Consider the following 18626-nt stretch of genomic DNA (forward strand, 5'->3'; position numbering starts at 1 on the left):
AGCGGACGCTTTCGCGAGCAAGCTCGCTCCCACATGGGAATCGATCCCCCCTGTAGGAGTGAGCCTGCTCGCGATAGCGTTAGTTGCAGCACCACAAAAACATCAGAAAACACTACAAACTTCCCCTGACCTTGGCCGCCACCTCCCCCGGCACCCAAGCTGTCCAGACCTGCGGCTGATCACGCAAAAACGCCTCGGCCACCGCCCGCGGTTGCAGGCGTTTTTCACTCATGCCGGCCAATGTCTGGTTGAGCAGATCAATCGGCAGATCGACTTTCTCAAAGAACGCGACCAGCTCCGGGTACTGCGCCTTGAACGGCGCCGACACGCCAATCGCCAGGCTCGCCGGCATCGAGCGCGTGCCCTGCGGATTCGGGTTGTTGGCATCGGCCAGGGTTTTCCATGCCTCGGCATCGAACGGTGGCTCTTCCAGCTTCACCAGTTTGAAACGCCCGAGCAACGGCGTTGGCGACCAGTAATAGAACAGCACCGGTTTGCCGCGCTTGATCGACGACGCCACCTCGGCATCCAATGCCGCGCCGGAGCCGGTGCGGAAGTTGACGAAGCTGTCGCTCAGACCATACGCCTTGAGCTTCTGGCTGTTGACGATTTCCGAGGTCCAGCCGGTCGGGCTGTTGAGAAAGCGCCCGCGGCCCGGGTCTTCGGGGTCCCGGAACACATCTTTGTAGCGCGGCAGGTCAGCGACCGATTTCAGTTCCGGCGCCAGCGCCTTGATTCCGCGTTCCGGGTCGCCCTTGATCACATATTCCGGTACCCACCAGCCTTCGGTGGCACCTTTGACCGTGTCGCCGAGGCCGAATACCTTGCCCTCGGCGGCAGCCTTGACCCACGCCGGACTGCGCCCGGCCCACTCTTCGCCGATTACCTGAATGTCGTTTTTCGCCAATGCCGCCTCCAGGCTGACCGTGCTGCCCGGCAACGTGTCGGTCGGATAGCCGTAGCCTTTTTCGACGATCAAGCGCAGCACTTCGGTGATGAAACTGCCGCTCTCCCACGTGATGTCGCCGAAGTGAATCGGTGCGCTTTTTTCGGCTGCGCAAACAGCCCCGACGCTCAGGCTCAGCGCCAGCAGCGTGCGGCCGAGCAGGGTTTTGATCGATGTCATGCAGACCTCTTTTCTTCCAGGTATTGGTTGGCGCAGTGGCGGTCGCACAGCGCTTGGGAACGAGCCATGTAAACGCTCACCGAACGCTGTGAGATGCCCAGTTCGGCAGCGATTTGCGGGTAGGTCAGGCCATCGATACGCGCGAGCAGAAAGGTCGAACGGACCTTGGCCGGCAAGCGATGCAGGCTGCGATCAAGGCGATCGAGGGTTTGCGAGAACTGTGCAAGGTCTTCAGGCGAAGCCGCGACATCGAGTTCGGATTGCTGACGATGCCGGCGTTGCAGATCCGCACGGCGCCAGTGCTGATAAAGCAGACGTTGCGCGATCGTCGTCAGCAAGGCGCGAGGTTCGCGAATCGCCGTCAGCGCTGGGGCTTCGAGCAGTTGGGCGAAGGTTTCGCCGGCAATGTCTTCCGCGCCGGCCACGTCGCGCGAGTGTCGACGCAGGTAATCACAGAGCCAGCGATAATGCGCGCGGAACAGGCGTTCCACGGTGTCGCGATGGAATTGATCGGCGCCGGACATAGGGGCTCCTGGGCAAGGGTCGCTGAATGTCCGGTGTTCCGGTGGCGCGATCGTAGCAAGGCGCCTTATGCGTTAATAATATTTAAATATTATTTTTATATTCACTTTGGGAATTAGCGCGAACTAGCGCAGTTGCCCATAGCCCTGAGCTTCAGCGTCTCGCTGATAGTCGAGCAGCACCTCATAGTCGCTTTCAGTTGCCGGCAGAACTTCAGGCAAACCCAAGGTCTGCACTACCTCAGGCAATTCATGCAACGTCTGATTCATCACTTGCAGCAGCCGTTCGACCTGCGCGTCGCTGGCACCGGCAGCCGTGATGAATGGCAGCGTCGGGCTCAACGCACTGAGCGCAACCACACGTAATCCGCTGACTTCTTCGGGCGCGTGCCGGGCGATATAAGCGAACGTGACGCTGTCGATCGCGGCCAGGTCGGCGAGGTTTTCCCGCAGCCAGCGCAGGCTCTCGCGGTGGCCGCCACTGATGCCGACACTGGCGAAAAACCGGCCGTTCAGCTGCAGCGGCGCCAGACGCTGGCGCAGCAGGTTCATCCCGCTGTTGGAATCTCCGCTGTTGATCACGCCCCGGCTGTGGCGAAAGTCGCCAAGCGAGTAGCGCGGATCAACAGCGCGGCCAAGGATCAGGCTGCAATGCTGGCCGCCGCTGGCCTCAGGCAATTCATAGCGCGGCCGGCCAATGAGACGGACCCGGCCACGCAGCGCTGTCATCAGCGGATAGCCGCAGGTCTGGGTGAGCAGCAGATGCGGCGATAGCCACAGTTCGGGCAGCGTCAGCTTTGTCGCGTCGAGTCGGCTGTGGCCGAGGTGTTCGAGGATGCGCGCCAGCCATTGTTCATTGGCCACGCGGACGGGCTCCGGGGCCGGGTACATCAGCAGTTCGGCGTGGTGTTGGGTCATGCAAATTTCTCCCCGACAACAAATTTCCCCTGTAGGAGTGAGCCTGCTCGCGATAGCGGTGTGTCAGTGACAAACTCAGTGACTGGTACGACGCTATCGCGAGCAGGCTCACTCCTACAGGGGATTGTGGTGTTTCTGGATCAGTGAAACGGATGCTCCGGGCTATCAATCGGTTTGAAGCCATGTTGTCGCCACAACTCCCCATACCCCCGGACGACAAACCCGCCACTGCGCGCAATCCACTGCTCGCGGTGCAGCCGGTAGACCTTGGGCAAGTCGTACCACGCCAGCCCCGGCAGGTCGTGATGCACCAGATGAAAATTCAGGTTGAGAAACAGCCAGCGCCACGGCCAGCCAGCCTCGTTGAGCACGGTGCGTTGCTCGGCCTGGGCATGCGGTCGATGCTCGTGAAACGAACGGATCATCGCGATCGACAGCGCCGGTATGCTGATCAGCAACAGGTAATGCCACACCGGCAAAATGCTGTAGCGGGCAATGAAACCCAGCATCAATAGAGTAACCACGCCGTGGCTCAGCCACATCAGCCAGGCTTGCGGATCAGCGTTTCGCAAGCGCTGCTGCTCTTCGCGCGCTAACGCCGTCAACGCCAGCGGCGCGCCAATCAAGAAGCGTCCGAGCACCGTTTTGTTCAGCCAATGCACGCTGCGCTCGAACACCGAGCCGTCCCGCCAGCTCGCCGAGGTCAGATAACGACTTTCCGGATCGACGCCCGGCACCGTCAAGTCTTCCTCGCGGTGATGACGCAAATGGCTGTCGCGATACAGCGTGTACGGATACCACACGGCAAACGGCGCGTAGCCGAGGATTTTATTGATGAAGGTCCAGCGGGTCGGATGGCCGTGAAGCAATTCATGCTGCAGCGACAACCACAACACCAGCAGCGGGATCAGCAGCAACGTACTCAAGCCGCGTCCCAGCCAGGCGCTGTTGAGGAGGATGGCGAACCAGCCGGCGTACACACCGATCAGCAACAGCCAGGTCGGCCATTCGCTGCGGGCGGTAAAGCGTTGGCGCAGGGTTTCGATTTGCTGGCGATGTCGGGCGTCGAAATAAAAAGCCATGGTGTTGCTCGGAACGGGAATCGTCCCCTTCTGTGCAACGAGGCGGTGCAATCTTGCAGATTATTTTTCAGATGGCGTGGAAGCCCGAGAGACGGGCTTCCAAAGGGTTTGCTCAATGGCCGAAGATGTCGACTTTCTTGGCTTTCTTTTCTGCGCGTTTTTCAATCGCGGTCTTGGCCGGCTTCTTCTTCGCGGCTTTCTTTGAATCCATACCTTTGGACATGATCGGTACTCCACTCACAGGGATGTGAGATCAGGTATACACCTATCCCGCGCCGCGCGTTCTTTTATAATCGGCGCTTTTCGAACCGACAGTCCGAACCATGCCCGACATCCACTACAGCCAGCTCGACGAACCGGTGTGGCCGCTGATGAACAAGTTCTACCGCAGCCACCAGTCCTCGATGAAAGCCGTGCGCGAGGCGCAACTGTGGGTCGCGCGGCGCGGCGAGATCGTGGCGGCGCTGTGCCTGCGACCGGTATCGGGCGGCCACTGGCTGACGGGGTTGTTTGTCGATCCGGGGTGTCGGGAACAGGGAATTGCCGGGCAGTTGATTGCGGCGGCGGTTGCTCAGGTGGACGGGCCGGTGTGGCTGTTCTGTCATCCGGATCTGCGCGGGTTTTATGAGCGGCGCGGGTTCAGCGTTGATCCGGCGCTGCCGCAGGCAATGGCCGAACGGTTGAGCCGGTATGCGCGGAGCAAGCCGATGATTGCGATGGGGCTCAGCCCTCCAGACTGACGCAGTTCCCTTGTAGGAGTGAGCCTGCTCGCGATAGCGATCTATCAGTCACCGGATTCGTCAATGACAGACCGCTATCGCGAGCAGGCTCACTCCTACAGGGAATTGTGGTGAGTCTGGATCAGTCGTCGGCCATGGGATCAAGATCCGGGAACAGCACTTCGGTAAAGCCGAATTTGCTGAAATCGGTAATCCGCGACGGGTACAGCCGACCGATCAGGTGATCGCATTCATGCTGCACCACTCGCGCATGAAAACCCGAGGCCACGCGCACGATCGGCTCGCCCTTGGGATCGAAGCCCTCGTAGCGAATCTGCTGATAGCGATCCACCGCGCCGCGCAGGCCAGGTACCGACAAGCAGCCTTCGAAACCCTCTTCCATCAGCGGATTCAAAGGCGTGATCAGCGGATTGATCAGGATCGTCTGCGGCACAGCCTCGGCGTCCGGGTAACGCTCGCTATGCTCGAAGCCGAAGATCACCAGTTGCAGATCGACGCCGATCTGCGGTGCCGCCAGACCCACGCCACCGACGCTTTCCATGGTCTGGAACATGTCGTCGATCAATTGCCACAGCTCGGCGCTGTTGAACATCTCCGGCGGTACCGGCGGGGCGATGCGCAGCAGGCGCTCGTCGCCCATTTTCAGAATTTCACGGATCATGGTCGCGCTTCATCAGTGTCCGGCTTGAGCGAATGATCGCGGCCCAGGCCCGAGACGTGTTGTTTGCTGGATTCGTCGGGCTCGCCAGGGGCTTTCTCGCCCTTGTCCTTGCCTTCGGCGGACATGTGCTCGATCACCGCATTCATTTCCGCGCCGAGCAACAACACCGCCGCGGAAATATAGAAATACAGCAAGAGCACGATGATCGCCCCGATGCTGCCATACATCGCGTTGTAGTTGGCGAAGGTTTTCACGTAGAAGGCAAAACCCAGCGAGGCGAGGATCCACACCACCACCGCCAGCGCCGAACCGGGTGTGATGAAGCGGAAGTCCTGTTTGACGTCGGGCATCACGTAGTAGATCAGTGCCACCGCGACCATCATCAGAATCACGATCACCGGCCAGCGCGCGATGGTCCACACCGTGACGATGAAGTCTTCCAGCCCCACTTGTGCGGCGATCCAGCCCATCACCTGCGGCCCGAGCACCATCAGCGCCGCGGCGATCAACAGCATGCCGGCAATGCCGACGGTGTAGACGATCGACAGGGGAAAACGCTTCCAGACCGGTCGGCCTTCGACCACGTCGTAAGCGGCATTCATCGCGCTCATCATCAGGCGCACGCCGGCGGACGCGGTGTACAGGGCGATCACGATACCGATTGAAAGCAGGCCACCCTTGGATTGCTGCAACTGGTCGATCACCGGGTTGACCTGCTCCAGCGCCTGCGGCGGCAGGACCAGTTCGGATTGCAGGCGCAGCCAGGAGAAGAAGTCCGGCAGATGGAGGAAACCGATCAGGGCAATCAGGAAGAGAATGAACGGAAACAGCGAGAACAGCATCTGGTAGGCCAGTGCCGAGGCGTAGGTCGACATTTCGTCATCGACGAACTCAGTGACCGTGCGCACCATCACCCGGTGCAGGGGCAGACCTTTCATGTCCGGAAATATCATTCGCGTCTCCTTGCGCCGCAAAAGGTTGAAGTCGTGGCGACTCAGGGGCCGTTTTTTACCTCAAGGTAGCCTGTTTGGCGATCCTTCGGCGGATGACCGCAGGGTTCTGATACAAAAACGGCCATCTTTGGATGGCCGCTCGTGTGATTCGTTCAAGGCTCGCTTACGCCTTGTCGACGCCTTTTTTCACAGCGTCCTTAGCGTTGCCGACCGCTTGCTGGGCTTCGCCTTTTTTCTCTTGAACTTTGCCTTCCGCGCGCAGTTTGTCGTTGTCAGTGGCCTTGCCGACGCCCTGTTTGACGTTACCGACAGCTTCGTTGGCCATGCCTTTTACTTTATCGCCTGTGCTACTCATGGTGTTTCTCCGTGATGCATATAGGGAAGAAAAGTCATTACGTAACGATTGACCGGTGCGCTTTGCGCCGAGTTTCATTTATTTTTGCGGGGATTTCGTCGCGATGCGCAGGTTGCGCTTTATGTTTGCCGGCGTTGCCCCGAGAATGCTCAGCCTATGGGCGTTGCGCCCCGCACACCGATTCGCAGGAATGTCATGAAGCTCAATAAAACCCAGGCCATCGCCCGTCGCAACCAGCAACTGGGCGGCGCCGTGCTCGGCACCAACAACTGCCACTTCGCCGAACTGAACCGCAACCGCAACATCTGGTGGTTCGACCTGCCGGTGTCGCGTCTGGCGATCGGTCAGTACGAGTGGATTCACTTGTTGCTGCACACCCCGGCCACCGATGAGTTGCTGCACCTGAAAGTGCCGACGGTGTTCCTGCGCGAAAAGCTCGAAGGTCTGGTGATCCGCAATGAAGGCAAGCGCAAGGCGGCGCTGAGCCTGGAGCTGAGTGCCGACAAGGATTCGTATCTGCAGGACATGCGTCCGGCGGGGACCAACGTGAATTTTGCGCCGTTTCGTCAGTAGGATTTGTGGCGTCAGCCCTTCCCCTCACCCTAGCCCTCTCCCAGAGGGAGAGGGGACCGAATGGGGGATATTCAAGAGATACGCCGACCTGATCGAGCTTACTGAATCCATAATCGACTCGGTTTTTCAGGTTGATGCTCAACGCCAGACATCTCGATCGGCTCCCTCTCCCTCGGGAGAGGGCTGGGGTGAGGGGCCGCTTCACCGCATGATCAAAGCCCTGCTCTGCACCAACAAAAAGCCCCGCATCTGCGGGGCTTTTTATTTACGCGGCAGACGTGGCCTTGAGCTTCTTCAGCTCTTCATCACGCAACTCGCGGCGCAGGATCTTGCCGACGTTGGTGGTCGGCAACGCATCGCGGAATTCCACCGAACGCGGCACTTTGTAGCCGGTGACGTTGGCGCGCATGTGGTCCATGACCTGTTCTTTGGTCAGGGTCACACCCGGTTTGGCGACAATGAAAATCTTGATCGCCTCACCCGATTTCTCGTCCGGTACGCCAATCGCCGCGCATTGCAGGACGCCCGGCAAAGTCGCCAGCACGTCTTCCAGTTCGTTCGGATAAACGTTGAAACCGGACACCAGAATCATGTCTTTCTTGCGATCGACAATGCGCATGTAGCCGTCCGGCTGGATCAGCGCGATGTCACCGGTTTTCAGCCAGCCATCGCTGTCGAGCATTTCATCGGTGGCTTCCTGACGCTGCCAGTAGCCCTTCATCACTTGCGGGCCCTTGACGCACAGCTCGCCGATTTCGCCCAGCGGCTGCTCGACACCGGCATCGTCGATGACCTTGCACAGGGTCGACGGCACCGGAATGCCGATCGTGCCGATCTGGATGTGCTGGATCGGGTTGACCGTGGCCACCGGGCTGGTTTCGGTCATGCCGTAGCCTTCGCAGATGGCGCAACCGGTCACGGCTTTCCAGCGCTCGGCCGCGGCCAATTGCAGGGCCATGCCGCCGGACAGGGTGACTTTCAGCGCGGAGAAATCCAGCTTGCGGAAACCTTCGTTATTGCACAGCGCCACGAACAGCGTGTTCAGACCGACGAAACCGCTGAACTTCCACTTCGACAGCTCCTTGACCATCGCCGGCAGGTCGCGCGGGTTGCTGATCAGGATGTTGTGGTTGCCGATCAGCATCATCGCCATGCAGTGAAAAGTGAACGCATAGATGTGGTACAGCGGCAGCGGCGTGATCAGGATCTCGCAGCCTTCGTTGAGGTTGGAGCCCATCAGCGCCTTGCATTGCAGCATGTTGGCGACCAGGTTGCGGTGGGTGAGCATCGCGCCCTTGGCCACGCCGGTGGTGCCGCCGGTGTATTGCAGCACCGCGACATCGCCGCTGTCCGGGTTGGCTTCGGCCACTGGCTGACCGTGGCCCTTGCTCAGCACGTCGTTGAACCTGATGGCTTTGGGCAGGTGATAGGCCGGGACCATTTTCTTCACGTACTTGATGACGCTGTTGATCAGCAGGCGCTTGATCGGCGGCAGCAGGTCGGCGACTTCGGTGACGATGATGTGCTTGACGCCGGTCTTCGGCACCACGGCTTCGGCCAGGTGCGCCATGTTCGCCAGGCACACCAGCGCTTTGGCACCGGAGTCGTTGAATTGGTGTTCCATTTCCCGCGCGGTGTACAGCGGATTGGTGTTGACCACGATCAACCCGGCGCGAATGGCACCGAAGACCGCGACCGGGTATTGCAGGACGTTGGGCAGTTGCACGGCGATTCGATCACCGGGCTGCAAGTCGGTATGCTGTTGCAGATACGCGGCAAAGGCACCGGACAGTTCATACAGTTCACCGTAGGTGATTGTCTTGCCCAGGTTGCTGAAAGCCGGTTTGTTGGCGAAGCGTTGGCAGGATTGCTTCAACACTGCCTGAATGTTCGGATACTCGTCTGGATTAATCTCGGCTGCGATTCCCGCCGGATACTTATCCTTCCAAAAGTCTTCGATCATGGAAGCCCACTCCTCAGCAACGCGAATTCTTCACCGCATTTGATGCGATTATTATTGGTGTGTGTTTTGTATTGGTGAATCCGGCGTTTTACAGGCCGAGAAGTCACAAAGCGCGCCGAGAGTAGCAGCTTTGCCGAGGGCCGACCAGAGCCAAACGTGGGCCCTACAGTCACATTGACGACTCAAGACTTGTCAGCGGTCATTTTAGAGCAAAAATCCTATTAAACCGTAAAAGCCCCATAGTCAGGGGGTGTAAAAGCAAAAGATCGCAGCCTTCGGCAGCTCCTACAAAGGGAACGCATTCCAAATGTAGGAGCTGCCGAAGGCTGCGATCTTTTCGCTTGTGACCTTTATGCGATATCCCGCAACTCGCGCCGCAGAATTTTCCCTACAGGCGTCATCGGCAACGACTCACGCAGCACGATGTGTTTCGGCACTTTGTAGGCGGTGAAATTCTCTTTGCAGTAGGCCTTCAGCTCTTCAAGACTGACACCGGTTTCCCGCGCCACGACAAACAGCTTCACCGCCTCCCCCGAACGCTCGTCCGGCACGCCGATCACCGCGCAGTTGGCGACTTTCGGGTGGGCCATGACCACGTCTTCGATTTCGTTCGGATACACGTTGAAGCCGGAGACGATGATCATGTCCTTCTTGCGATCAACGATACGCACGAAACCGTCCGGGTCGATCACGGCGATGTCGCCGGACTTGAACCAGCCTTCGGCATCGAGCACTTCGGCGGTGGCCTCGGGTTTGTTCCAGTAGCCCTTCATGATCTGCGGGCCTTTGATGCACAGCTCACCGCGCTCGCCCAGCGGCTGCTCAACGCCGTCATCGTTGATGATTTTCACCAGCGTACCCGGCACCGGCAGGCCCACCGTGCCCAAGCGCGATTGGTCGCCGTAAGGGTTAGTGCAGGCCACCGGCGAGGTTTCGGTCAGGCCGTAGCCTTCGGTGATACGGCAACCGGTCATCTGCTCCCAGCGCTCGGCGGTGGCTTTGACCAGCGCGGTGCCGCCGGAGTTGGTCAGCTTCAGACTGGAGAAATCCAGGGTCTTGAAGTCAGGGTGATCCATCAGCGCGACGAACAAGGTGTTCAAACCCAATAGCGCAGAGAAGCGCCAGTTCTTCAACTCCTTGATGAAGCCGGCGATGTCGCGCGGATTGGAGATCAGCACGTTGTGGTTGCCCGACACCATCATGCACATGCAATTCGCCGTGAAGGCATAGATGTGGTACAGCGGCAGCGGCGCGATCATCACCTCCTGGCCCTCGCGCAACAGCGGCTGACCGTCCGGGCCGAGCTGGGCCAGACAGGCGCGCACTTGCTGCATGTTCGCCACGAGATTGCCGTGGGTGAGCATCGCGCCTTTCGCCAGGCCGGTGGTGCCGCCGGTGTATTGCAGCACGGCGATGTCCTCGAGGCCGACGCTCAGCGGTTTGATACCCAGGCCACGACCCATGCGCAGCGCGCTTTTGAAGGAGATCGCCTGCGGCAGCGAATACTCGGGAACCAGTTTTTTCACCTTGCTGACCACGGTATTGACCAGCCAGCCCTTGGCGGCGGGCATCAGGTCGCCCATCTTCGCTTCGATCAGGTATTGGATATCGGTGTCGGGCAGCACTTCCTGGACTTTCTGCCCGAACAGATTCAGGTAGACCAGCGCACGCGCACCGGAATCCTTGAATTGATGGCGCATCTCGCGCGGCGTGTAGAGCGGGTTGGTGTTGACCACGATCAGCCCGGCGCGCAGCGCGCCGAACACGGCAATCGGATAATGCAGGACGTTGGGCATCTGCACCGCGATGCGGTCTCCCGGCACCAGATCGGTATGGGCCTGCAGATAACCGGCAAACGCCGAGCTCTGGCGCTCGAGCTCGGCGTAGGTCAGGGTGATGCCCATGCTGCTGAACGCGGGGCGGTCAGCGAACTTCTTGCAGGAACGCTCAAACACTTCGATGACCGACTTGAACTCGCCCATGTCGATGTCCAGCGGTACGCCGGCCGGGCGTTTGTCATTCCAGAAATCAGGTTGCATTGTTCTTGTCCTCTTTACCTGAGCCGATCCGGGAGCCGCTTTCTGTCGTTTCTGCTTCGTCCATGGAAGGCGAAAAGCACAAAGCGGAGCTTCACGGACACTAGCAGCTATGGCCATTGAGGCAAATATGACGCAAGCCCTCATTGATCCCGTGAATCTTCCTGCCGTGGCGTGGGCTGATCAGACGCGCTATACACTGTGGCGATGCTGAGCAAAGGAATCGCCATGACCCACGACACCTTCTGGCTGGACGCGAGTGACCGCAGCCGCCTGTACGTCAACCGCTGGCTGCCGGCCACGCCCTTGAAAGCGGTGATTCTCGTCGCCCATGGCATGGCCGAGCACAGCGCTCGCTACGCCCGCCTCGCCGACACGTTTTGCGACAAAGACTATGGCGTCTACGCACCGGATCTGCGCGGCCATGGCCGCACCGCCGACAACGGCACCCTCGGCCATTTCGCCGATGACGATGGCTGGTGCAAGGTCGTTGGCGATCTGGCCAGCCTCAACCAGCACATCGGCCAGCAACACCCCGGCGTGCCGATCATTCTGCTCGGGCACAGCATGGGCAGTTACCTGGCCCAGGCCTATCTGCTACACCACAGCGCCAGTCTGCACGGGGCGATTCTCAGCGGATCGAATTTCCAGCCAGTGGCCCTGTATCGCGTCGCCCGGCAGATTGCCCGGCTGGAAAAACTGCGTCAGGGCGGCAAGGGCCGCAGCGCGTTGATCGAGTGGCTGTCGTTCGGCTCGTTCAACAATAAATTCAAACCGCTGCGCACCCGTTTCGACTGGCTGAGCCGCGATCCGGCCGAGGTCGACAAATACGCCGCCGACCCGTTGTGTGGCTTTCGCTGTACCAATCAGTTCTGGATCGACCTGCTCGGCGGCTTGCAGCAAATCAGCAAAGCGTCCAATCTCGCGCAAATCGATCCGGGCCTGCCGCTGCTGGTGATTGGCGGCGAATGTGATCCGGTGAGCGAAGGCAAGCGTCTGACTGATCTGGCCAACGCCTTGCGCAGGGCCGGCAGCCAGCACCTGCAACTGAAGATCTACCCGCAGGCCCGGCACGAATTGTTCAATGAAAGCAATCGCGACGAAGTGACCGCCGATGTGCTCGCCTGGATCGATCAGGCCCTGAGCCATCCGCGCCCGCAGCGCAGCGAATAATTTTTTGTGGATTCACTGAATCCGTCACAGGAATCGAAACCGATGACCCAGGTTACCAACATCCCTTACGAAGCCCTCGAAGTCGGCCAGACCGCCAGCTACAGCAAGACTGTCGAAGAGCGCGACATCCAGCTGTTCGCCGCGATGTCGGGCGACCACAACCCGGTGCACCTGGACGCCGAGTTTGCCGCCGCGAGCATGTTTAAGGAACGCATTGCCCACGGTATGTTCAGCGGTGCGCTGATCAGCGCCGCGGTCGCTTGCGAACTGCCTGGGCCGGGCACTATTTATATCGGTCAGCAGATGAGCTTTCAGAAACCGGTAAAGATCGGCGACACGCTGACGGTGCGTCTGGAGATTCTCGAGAAACTGCCGAAATTTCGCGTGCGCATTGCCACTCGCGTATTCAATCAGCGTGATGAGCTTGTGGTGGATGGCGAGGCGGAGATTCTCGCGCCGCGCAAGCAGCAGACGGTGACTTTGCCGACATTGCCGGCGATCAGTATTGGCTGATGGATTGTAGGGTGTCAGGTAGAGCCTTTCCCCCTCACCCCAGCCCTCCCGAAACGTCGGACCGCCCCCAAGGGGGCGAGGGGGAAAGGGAGCAGGTTTGAGTGTTTTTCAAATCCTCAATCGACTCGATCATTCGGTCGATGTTTAGCGAAAGACACCTCGGTCAGTCCCCTCTCCCTCCGGGAGAGGGCTAGGGTGAGGGGCTTTTCCTGCGGGCACAAAAAAACGCCAGACTAGCTGGCGTTTTTTGTAGCCGACTAACTCTTACGAGTTGGCACGAGCCTGGTTACGCAGGGCTTTCACCTGGTCGTGGTTGCGTTGTACGCCGTGGTACTGACGCTCAACCAGGTCACGAATACCCACCAGATTGTGCTTGGTGATTTTTTCCAGCGCTTCCTTGTAAGCCTTCAGGGCATGGTCTTCACCGCGCTCGGCTTCGTTCAGCACAGCCTCTTCGTCTTTGCCGGTGAACATGGCTTTCACGTCGACCCAGCGACGGTGCAGGTCACCGCTGACGCTGGTGGAAGTTTCCGGATCGCCGCCCAGCGAACGAACGGCCGCTTGCAGCTCAGCTGCGGCAGCGGCGCAATCAGCTGCGCGAGTCACAAACAGGCTTTTCAGCTCTGGGTGCTTGATGTCTTCGGCGCAAGTCTTGAAACCTTCCTGACCGTCCTTGGAGGTTTCGATCAGGTCATTGAGTACCGAGATGGATTCTTTGTTTACGTCAGTCATTTTCCAATTCCTTGCGGTTGGTTGAAGATGCAAGGGATATTGCAGTGTGCGTGCCAGTTTGCTTATTGAGAATAAAACCTTGTTTTTCAGTGACTTATAAAAGATTGAACCATCTGTATGCTGGTTTTTTGCATGATCTGTCATTTGGCCTGCATGCAGAATGCCTGTATTTTCCAGACTGACCTGAAAACCGATGAAGCGCGCTGATGAATCCGGAAAAACTCGAACTGCTGATCACCCGCGAGATGCCTTTCGGCAAGTACAAGGGCCGAATCATTGCCGACCTGCCCGGCCCCTACCTGAACTGGTTCGCCCGTGAAGGCTTTCCCCACGGCGAACTCGGTGGTCTGCTCGCGCTAATGCAGGAGATCGACCACAACGGCCTGTCCGACCTGCTTGAGCCGCTACGCGCCAAACATGGCAAACCCGCCCCGCGCCACTGAAGCGCCCTCCTCTCTTGAGCCGTGCCGACCATGCCTGACAACACCCGCCGAGCCCGTGACGAAGCTTTCTGGCAAACCTTTGCCGACCGATACGATGTGCAGCCCGGCCCGGTCAATCTGGAGAACGGTTACTTCGGGCGCCTGTCGCGTACGGTGATCGAGGAATACCAGCGCAACATCGAGCTGATCAACACCAGCAACTCGGTTTACGTGCGCCAGCGCTTTGAACAGCACGACAACCTCGAGATCCGCGCGCAACTGGCCGAACTGATTGGCGTACGCGCGCAAAGCGTGGCCCTGACGCGTAACGCCACCGAAGGCCTGCAATCGCTGATCCGCAATTACAATCGCCTGCAGCCGGGCGATCAGGTACTGATCTGCGACCTCGACTACGACACGGTCAAAGGCGCCATGCGCTGGCTGGCGAAACACCGCGGGGTCGAGGTCATCGAAATTGCCCACCGCCATCCGGCCAGCTTCGAAAGCCTGCTGGAAAGCTACCGCGAGGCGTTCATCCGCCATCCGAAACTCAAACTGATGGCCCTTACTCACGTCACCCACCGCACTGGTCTGGTCATGCCGGTGCAGGCTATCGCCGCGCTGGCCAAAGAGCATGGGGTCGACATTATCCTCGACGGTGCCCACGCCCTCGGCCAGATCGAATTCGATCTGCAAGCATTGGGCATCGCTTTCGCCGGCTACAACCTGCACAAGTGGATCGGCGCGCCGCTGACCCTCGGCTTCATTTATGTTGCCCCGCAGCGTCTGGCCGACATCGATCCGGACATGGGCGAGATGCATTATCCGGTCACCGACATTCGCGCGCGCACCTCGTACAGCACGCCAAACATCCCGGCGCTGATGACCCTGCCGCTGGTGTTCGAAGAGCACAACGCCCTCGGCGGTGCCGCAGCCAAAAGCGCACGCCTGAATTACCTGCGCAATCTCTGGGTCAGCGCAGTGCGGGACCTGCCGGGCATTGAGGTGCTGACGCCGGATGATCCGCAACTGTATTGCGGGATCACCTCGCTGCGCTTCACTCGTCATGCCGATCAACAGGTCATGGTTGAGCGCCTGCTCAACGAGTTCAACCTGTTCACCGTGGTGCGCACCGGCGCCGCATGCGGGCCGTGCATCCGCGTTACACCGGGGCTGACCACCACGGCTGGCGAAATGGAGCAACTGGTAGGGGCGCTGAACCAGCTGCGCTAGAACGGCACAGCGGAATTTTTTTCGTAGCCTTCAAGGCCAAGCTGCGACGATACGGCGAAGGTGTCGATGCCGAGCGTCTGGCAGGCGAAGGCACCGTCGTCGAGATCCGTGCCGGCGATCGGCTGCAACACCAACCGCAAGGCTTCCTCGGCGGGCACTTCACAGTCGCAGCAGCCGGGCAGGTGCAAGGTGCCGGCCCAGGCTTCGTGGTGAGCCTGGGCGCTTTTGTCGTCGCTGGGGATGTATACGTTCAGGGAAAGGCAAGATGTGCCAAGCGCCGGGCGATCCGGGTAGATGCTGGTGAAACGGACGATGCCCTGGCTGTCGGTCAATTGGCTGCCGCAGAGGCTGGTGTGGCTATCGACACGCTGCCGAATGCGCACCAGCGCGCCGGTAACCGGCTCGCCGGTCATCACATCGACCAGCAACAGACGCAGGATCAGCGGCAGGCCTTCGACCCCCTTGCTGATATTGCGCACCTGGGGTTCGGCTGCTCGGCCATCGGGGCGGCCATGGGTGGCCAGCTTCGGTTGATAAAGGGATTGTGGCGTAAGGGTCAGAGACTGAAGGTCGTCCATGAGGCGTTCTCTCTTCCATAAGATGAACGCAGGTTAACCCCGTGAAACAGCCAGCGTGCGGTAACTATGTATCGCGGCATGTACCGGCGGTTGTTTCAGCGCAAAAAAAAAGGTGCGCCGACCAAGCGCACCATAAAGCCGTAAAGCACACAACGAAGTGTCGGGTAACGATCAGTCCAGCAGCGCCAGAGCTTCGGCGGTGCATTCCTGAATGCGGGCCCAGTCGCCGTTCTTGATCCACTCCGGATCAAGCATCCAGCTACCGCCCACGCACATGACGTTTTTCAGCGCCATGTAGCTCTTGATATTGGCCGGGCCGACGCCGCCAGTCGGGCAGAATTTCACTTCGCCAAACGGACCGCCAAGGGCCTTGATTGCCGCTACGCCACCGCTGACTTCCGCCGGGAACAGCTTGAAGCGGCGATACCCCAGGCCGTAGCCTTCCATGATCCCCGAGGCGTTGCTGATGCCCGGCAACAGCGGGATCGGGCTGTCGACACTGGCTTCGAGCAGGTCGCGGGTGATGCCCGGGGTGACGATGAATTGCGAGCCTGCCGCTTCCGCCGCCGCGAGCATGTTGCGGTCGAGCACGGTGCCAGCACCGGTCATCAGTTCCGGGCGCTGTTCGCGCAGGATCTGGATCGCTTTGAGGCCGAACTGCGAACGCAGGGTCACTTCCAGCGCGGTCAGGCCACCGGCGGCGAGGGCGTCGGCCAGCGGCAGCACGTCCTGTTCGCGGGCGATGGTGATCACCGGCAGGATCCGCGCCTTGGCGCAGAGACTGTCGATCAGGGCAACTTTGTCCGCCATGGAAACGGTCGGGGATGGGGTTGTCATAGCGGCTGTTCCTTGGCTCATGGGCACCAGTAAATCTCTAACGTAGGTTGCAGAAACGCGCGCACCGGCATGGCCGCGACGTCATCGGATGCCAGCGCGGCATTCAGGGTGGTCAGTTTCGATTGACCGGAAATCGACAGAATCTTGCGTTTGGCCGAAGCCAGCAGCGCACGGCTCATGGTCAGGCGCTGACGCGGCACGCTTGGCGCCAGCATCGGCCAGCAACGGCGCGTGCCATCGGCTTGCAGGGCTTCGACGAGGTTCGGGCTGTCGGGGAACAGCGACGCGGTGTGACCGTCATCGCCCATGCCGAGCACCAACACGTCGATCGGCGGCAACTCGGCGAGCAGACGGTCGGCCTGTTCCGCAGCCTGCTCGACATTCGCCGCAGCGCTGTAGAGGCTGAGGAACTGCGCCTTGGCTGCCGGGCCTTTGAGCAAGTACTGCTTGAGCAGACCGGCATTGCTGTCGGCGTGTTCGACCGGCACCCAACGTTCGTCGGCCAGGGTCACAACGACTTTCGACCAGTCCAGTTCCTGTTTGGCCAGATGCTGGAAAAACGCCACCGGGCTGCGCCCGCCGGACACCACCAGCACCGCGTTGCCGCGAGCCGCAATGGCCTCGCTCAATTGCTGGGCAACGTTCAGTGCCAGGCCTTCGGCCAGCAACACCGGGCTGTTGAATTCGCGGGCAGTCACGCCCGTCGGCAGTTGCACATCAGATATCGCCATACCACGACCTCCCGTCCCGCGTGATCAATGCAATGGAACTCATCGGCCCCCACGACCCGGCCGCATACGGCTTGGGCGCGTCACCGGATTTTTTCCACCCAGCGATCAACTGGTCACACCACTTCCACGCGGCTTCGATTTCATCTTTACGGACAAACAGGTTCTGATTGCCGTTCATCACTTCCAGCAACAACCGCTCGTAGGCATCGGGGATTCGCGCGCTACGCCAAGTGTCGGAGAAATTCAGTTGCAGCGGCCCGCTGCGCAGTTGCATGCCCTTGTCCAGGCCCTGCTCTTTGGTCATCACCCGCAAGGAAATGCCTTCGTCCGGTTGCAGGCGGATGATCAGTTTGTTGCTGATCTGCAGGCGCTGCTCCGGGGCGAAGATGTAGTGCGACGGCTCCTTGAAATGGATGACGATCTGCGACAGCTTTTGCGGCATGCGCTTGCCGGTGCGCAAATAGAACGGCACGCCGGCCCAGCGCCAGTTGCGGATGTCGGCACGCAGAGCGACGAAGGTTTCAGTGTCGCTCTGGGTGTTGGAATTCGGTTCTTCGAGGTAACCCGGAACGGATTTCCCCTCGCTGTGGCCAGCGATGTACTGGCCGCGCACCACTTGTGTAGTCAGGCCTTCCGGGCTGATCGGCGCCAGCGCCTTCAGCACCTTTACTTTCTCGTCACGGATGCTGTCGGCGGACAGGTCGGCCGGCGGATCCATGGCAATCAGGCAGAGCAACTGCAGCAGGTGATTCTGGATCATGTCGCGCAGCTGGCCGGCCTTGTCGAAATAGCCCCAGCGGCCTTCGATGCCGACCTTCTCGGCCACGGTGATTTCCACGTGGGAGATGTAATTCTGGTTCCACTGGGTTTCGAACAGGCTGTTGGCGAACCGCAGGGCGATCAGGTTTTGAACGGTTTCCTTGCCCAGATAGTGGTCGATGCGGTACGTGCGGTCTTCCGGGAAGAACTGCGCCACCGCGTCGTTGACCCTGCGCGACGATTCCAGGTCAGAGCCGATCGGCTTTTCCAGGACCACGCGGGTGTTCTCGGCCAGACCGACTTTTTCCAGGTTCTCGCAGATCGCGCCGTACACCGCCGCCGGCGTGGCGAAGTAGGCGATCATGCGCTGACTGTTGCCGGCCAGTTCGGCCAGTGCCACGTAGTCTTCGGCCTTGAGGAAGTCGACGTGCAGGTAGGTCAGGCGCGCGAGGAAGCGCTCGGCCACGGTTTCGTTCAGCTCTTTGCCGACGTAACGGCGCAATTCGGCGGCGATGAACGCCATGTGCTGCTGCTCGCTGCCGGGCTCACGGGCCAGCGCGATGATGCGCGTGTCCTCGTGCAGCAGGTCGGCACCGTCAAGGTGATAAAGGGCAGGAAACAGCTTGCGCAGGGCCAGATCGCCCAGCGCGCCGAACAAGGCAAAGGTGCACGGTTCAACCGTAATGGAAGGCATGATGTTTGTTCTTTTATCAAGTTAAG

20 protein-coding genes are annotated in these 18626 nt (G+C 60.0%); 6 read left to right on the plus strand and 14 right to left on the minus strand.

Annotated features, from left to right (window positions below):
- Window positions 1–112 precede the first annotated feature (112 nt).
- The 4 genes from BLU71_RS15305 to BLU71_RS15320 all read right to left on the minus strand — a co-directional run bounded on the left by BLU71_RS15305 (window position 113) and on the right by BLU71_RS15320 (window position 3647).
- Window positions 113–1126: an ABC transporter substrate-binding protein gene (locus tag BLU71_RS15305; protein WP_064364949.1), complete on the minus strand. Its 1014-nt coding sequence runs from the start codon at window positions 1124–1126 to the stop codon at window positions 113–115.
- Window positions 1123–1650, minus strand: a complete 528-nt coding sequence (locus BLU71_RS15310; RefSeq protein ID WP_083353420.1) for a sigma-70 family RNA polymerase sigma factor — start codon at window positions 1648–1650, stop codon at window positions 1123–1125. The genes BLU71_RS15305 and BLU71_RS15310 overlap by 4 nt, the downstream gene beginning before the upstream one ends.
- A gap of 123 nt (window positions 1651–1773) precedes the next feature.
- Complete coding sequence (locus tag BLU71_RS15315) at window positions 1774–2565, minus strand: phosphate/phosphite/phosphonate ABC transporter substrate-binding protein (protein WP_083353421.1); 792 nt, start codon at window positions 2563–2565, stop codon at window positions 1774–1776.
- A gap of 140 nt (window positions 2566–2705) precedes the next feature.
- Window positions 2706–3647: a fatty acid desaturase gene (locus BLU71_RS15320; RefSeq protein WP_083353422.1), complete on the minus strand. Its 942-nt coding sequence runs from the start codon at window positions 3645–3647 to the stop codon at window positions 2706–2708.
- Window positions 3648–3970: 323 nt separating this feature from the next.
- Here BLU71_RS15320 and BLU71_RS15325 point away from each other — a divergent pair, with 323 nt between their 5' ends.
- Window positions 3971–4387 carry a GNAT family N-acetyltransferase gene (locus BLU71_RS15325; RefSeq protein ID WP_083353423.1) on the plus strand — a complete coding sequence of 139 codons (417 nt, stop codon included), beginning with the start codon at window positions 3971–3973 and terminating at the stop codon, window positions 4385–4387.
- Between the two features lie 121 nt (window positions 4388–4508).
- Here the strand turns inward: BLU71_RS15325 and def are convergent, their stop codons facing one another.
- The 3 genes from def to BLU71_RS15340 all read right to left on the minus strand — a co-directional run bounded on the left by def (window position 4509) and on the right by BLU71_RS15340 (window position 6356).
- Complete coding sequence (gene def / locus BLU71_RS15330) at window positions 4509–5048, minus strand: peptide deformylase (protein WP_042607249.1); 540 nt, start codon at window positions 5046–5048, stop codon at window positions 4509–4511.
- On the minus strand, window positions 5045–6001 hold the full coding sequence (locus tag BLU71_RS15335; RefSeq protein ID WP_083353424.1) for a YihY/virulence factor BrkB family protein: 957 nt from the start codon (window positions 5999–6001) through the stop codon (window positions 5045–5047). The genes def and BLU71_RS15335 overlap by 4 nt, the downstream gene beginning before the upstream one ends.
- A 163-nt stretch (window positions 6002–6164) precedes the next feature.
- Window positions 6165–6356: a CsbD family protein gene (locus BLU71_RS15340; protein WP_042607250.1), complete on the minus strand. Its 192-nt coding sequence runs from the start codon at window positions 6354–6356 to the stop codon at window positions 6165–6167.
- A 195-nt stretch (window positions 6357–6551) separates the two neighbouring features.
- Here BLU71_RS15340 and BLU71_RS15345 point away from each other — a divergent pair, with 195 nt between their 5' ends.
- Window positions 6552–6929: a hypothetical protein gene (locus BLU71_RS15345; RefSeq protein WP_042607251.1), complete on the plus strand. Its 378-nt coding sequence runs from the start codon at window positions 6552–6554 to the stop codon at window positions 6927–6929.
- 265 nt (window positions 6930–7194) lie between these two features.
- Here the strand turns inward: BLU71_RS15345 and fadD1 are convergent, their stop codons facing one another.
- Entirely contained in the window at window positions 7195–8892 is a 1698-nt protein-coding gene (gene fadD1, locus BLU71_RS15350) for a long-chain-fatty-acid--CoA ligase FadD1 (RefSeq protein WP_064364959.1), read from the minus strand.
- Window positions 8893–9242: 350 nt separating this feature from the next.
- Window positions 9243–10931, minus strand: a complete 1689-nt coding sequence (gene fadD2 / locus BLU71_RS15355) for a long-chain-fatty-acid--CoA ligase FadD2 (RefSeq protein ID WP_065616743.1) — start codon at window positions 10929–10931, stop codon at window positions 9243–9245.
- 225 nt (window positions 10932–11156) lie between these two features.
- Here fadD2 and BLU71_RS15360 point away from each other — a divergent pair, with 225 nt between their 5' ends.
- A complete protein-coding gene (locus tag BLU71_RS15360; RefSeq protein WP_064364965.1) occupies window positions 11157–12101 on the plus strand; it encodes an alpha/beta hydrolase in 945 nt (314 codons plus the stop codon).
- 42 nt (window positions 12102–12143) lie between these two features.
- Window positions 12144–12614, plus strand: coding sequence for a MaoC family dehydratase (locus BLU71_RS15365; RefSeq protein ID WP_003227420.1), 471 nt, complete (start codon window positions 12144–12146; stop codon window positions 12612–12614).
- A 264-nt stretch (window positions 12615–12878) separates the two neighbouring features.
- On the opposite strand, the gene BLU71_RS15370 is transcribed toward BLU71_RS15365, so the two are convergent.
- Window positions 12879–13346: a PA2169 family four-helix-bundle protein gene (locus BLU71_RS15370; RefSeq protein ID WP_042607255.1), complete on the minus strand. Its 468-nt coding sequence runs from the start codon at window positions 13344–13346 to the stop codon at window positions 12879–12881.
- A 206-nt stretch (window positions 13347–13552) separates the two neighbouring features.
- On the opposite strand from BLU71_RS15370, the gene BLU71_RS15375 reads away from it, so the two are divergent.
- Both BLU71_RS15375 and BLU71_RS15380 read left to right on the plus strand, forming a co-directional pair.
- The gene (locus BLU71_RS15375; RefSeq protein WP_003227425.1) at window positions 13553–13789 is read left to right on the plus strand and encodes a DUF3820 family protein; all 237 of its coding nucleotides are present in this window, start codon (window positions 13553–13555) and stop codon (window positions 13787–13789) included.
- A gap of 30 nt (window positions 13790–13819) precedes the next feature.
- Window positions 13820–15001 carry an aminotransferase class V-fold PLP-dependent enzyme gene (locus BLU71_RS15380; RefSeq protein WP_042607399.1) on the plus strand — a complete coding sequence of 394 codons (1182 nt, stop codon included), beginning with the start codon at window positions 13820–13822 and terminating at the stop codon, window positions 14999–15001.
- On the opposite strand, the gene BLU71_RS15385 is transcribed toward BLU71_RS15380, so the two are convergent.
- From BLU71_RS15385 to zwf, 4 genes are all read right to left on the minus strand, one after another.
- Complete coding sequence (locus tag BLU71_RS15385; RefSeq protein ID WP_064364967.1) at window positions 14998–15579, minus strand: hypothetical protein; 582 nt, start codon at window positions 15577–15579, stop codon at window positions 14998–15000. The genes BLU71_RS15380 and BLU71_RS15385 overlap by 4 nt on opposite strands.
- Window positions 15580–15750: 171 nt before the next feature.
- The gene (locus tag BLU71_RS15390; RefSeq protein ID WP_016773539.1) at window positions 15751–16416 is read right to left on the minus strand and encodes a bifunctional 4-hydroxy-2-oxoglutarate aldolase/2-dehydro-3-deoxy-phosphogluconate aldolase; all 666 of its coding nucleotides are present in this window, start codon (window positions 16414–16416) and stop codon (window positions 15751–15753) included.
- A gap of 17 nt (window positions 16417–16433) precedes the next feature.
- Window positions 16434–17147 carry a 6-phosphogluconolactonase gene (gene pgl, locus BLU71_RS15395; protein ID WP_083353425.1) on the minus strand — a complete coding sequence of 238 codons (714 nt, stop codon included), beginning with the start codon at window positions 17145–17147 and terminating at the stop codon, window positions 16434–16436.
- The gene (gene zwf, locus BLU71_RS15400) at window positions 17134–18600 is read right to left on the minus strand and encodes a glucose-6-phosphate dehydrogenase (RefSeq protein WP_083353426.1); all 1467 of its coding nucleotides are present in this window, start codon (window positions 18598–18600) and stop codon (window positions 17134–17136) included. The genes pgl and zwf overlap by 14 nt, the downstream gene beginning before the upstream one ends.
- Window positions 18601–18626 lie beyond the last annotated feature (26 nt).

Source organism: Pseudomonas moraviensis, from assembly GCF_900105805.1.
Taxonomy (GTDB): domain Bacteria; phylum Pseudomonadota; class Gammaproteobacteria; order Pseudomonadales; family Pseudomonadaceae; genus Aquipseudomonas; species Aquipseudomonas moraviensis_A.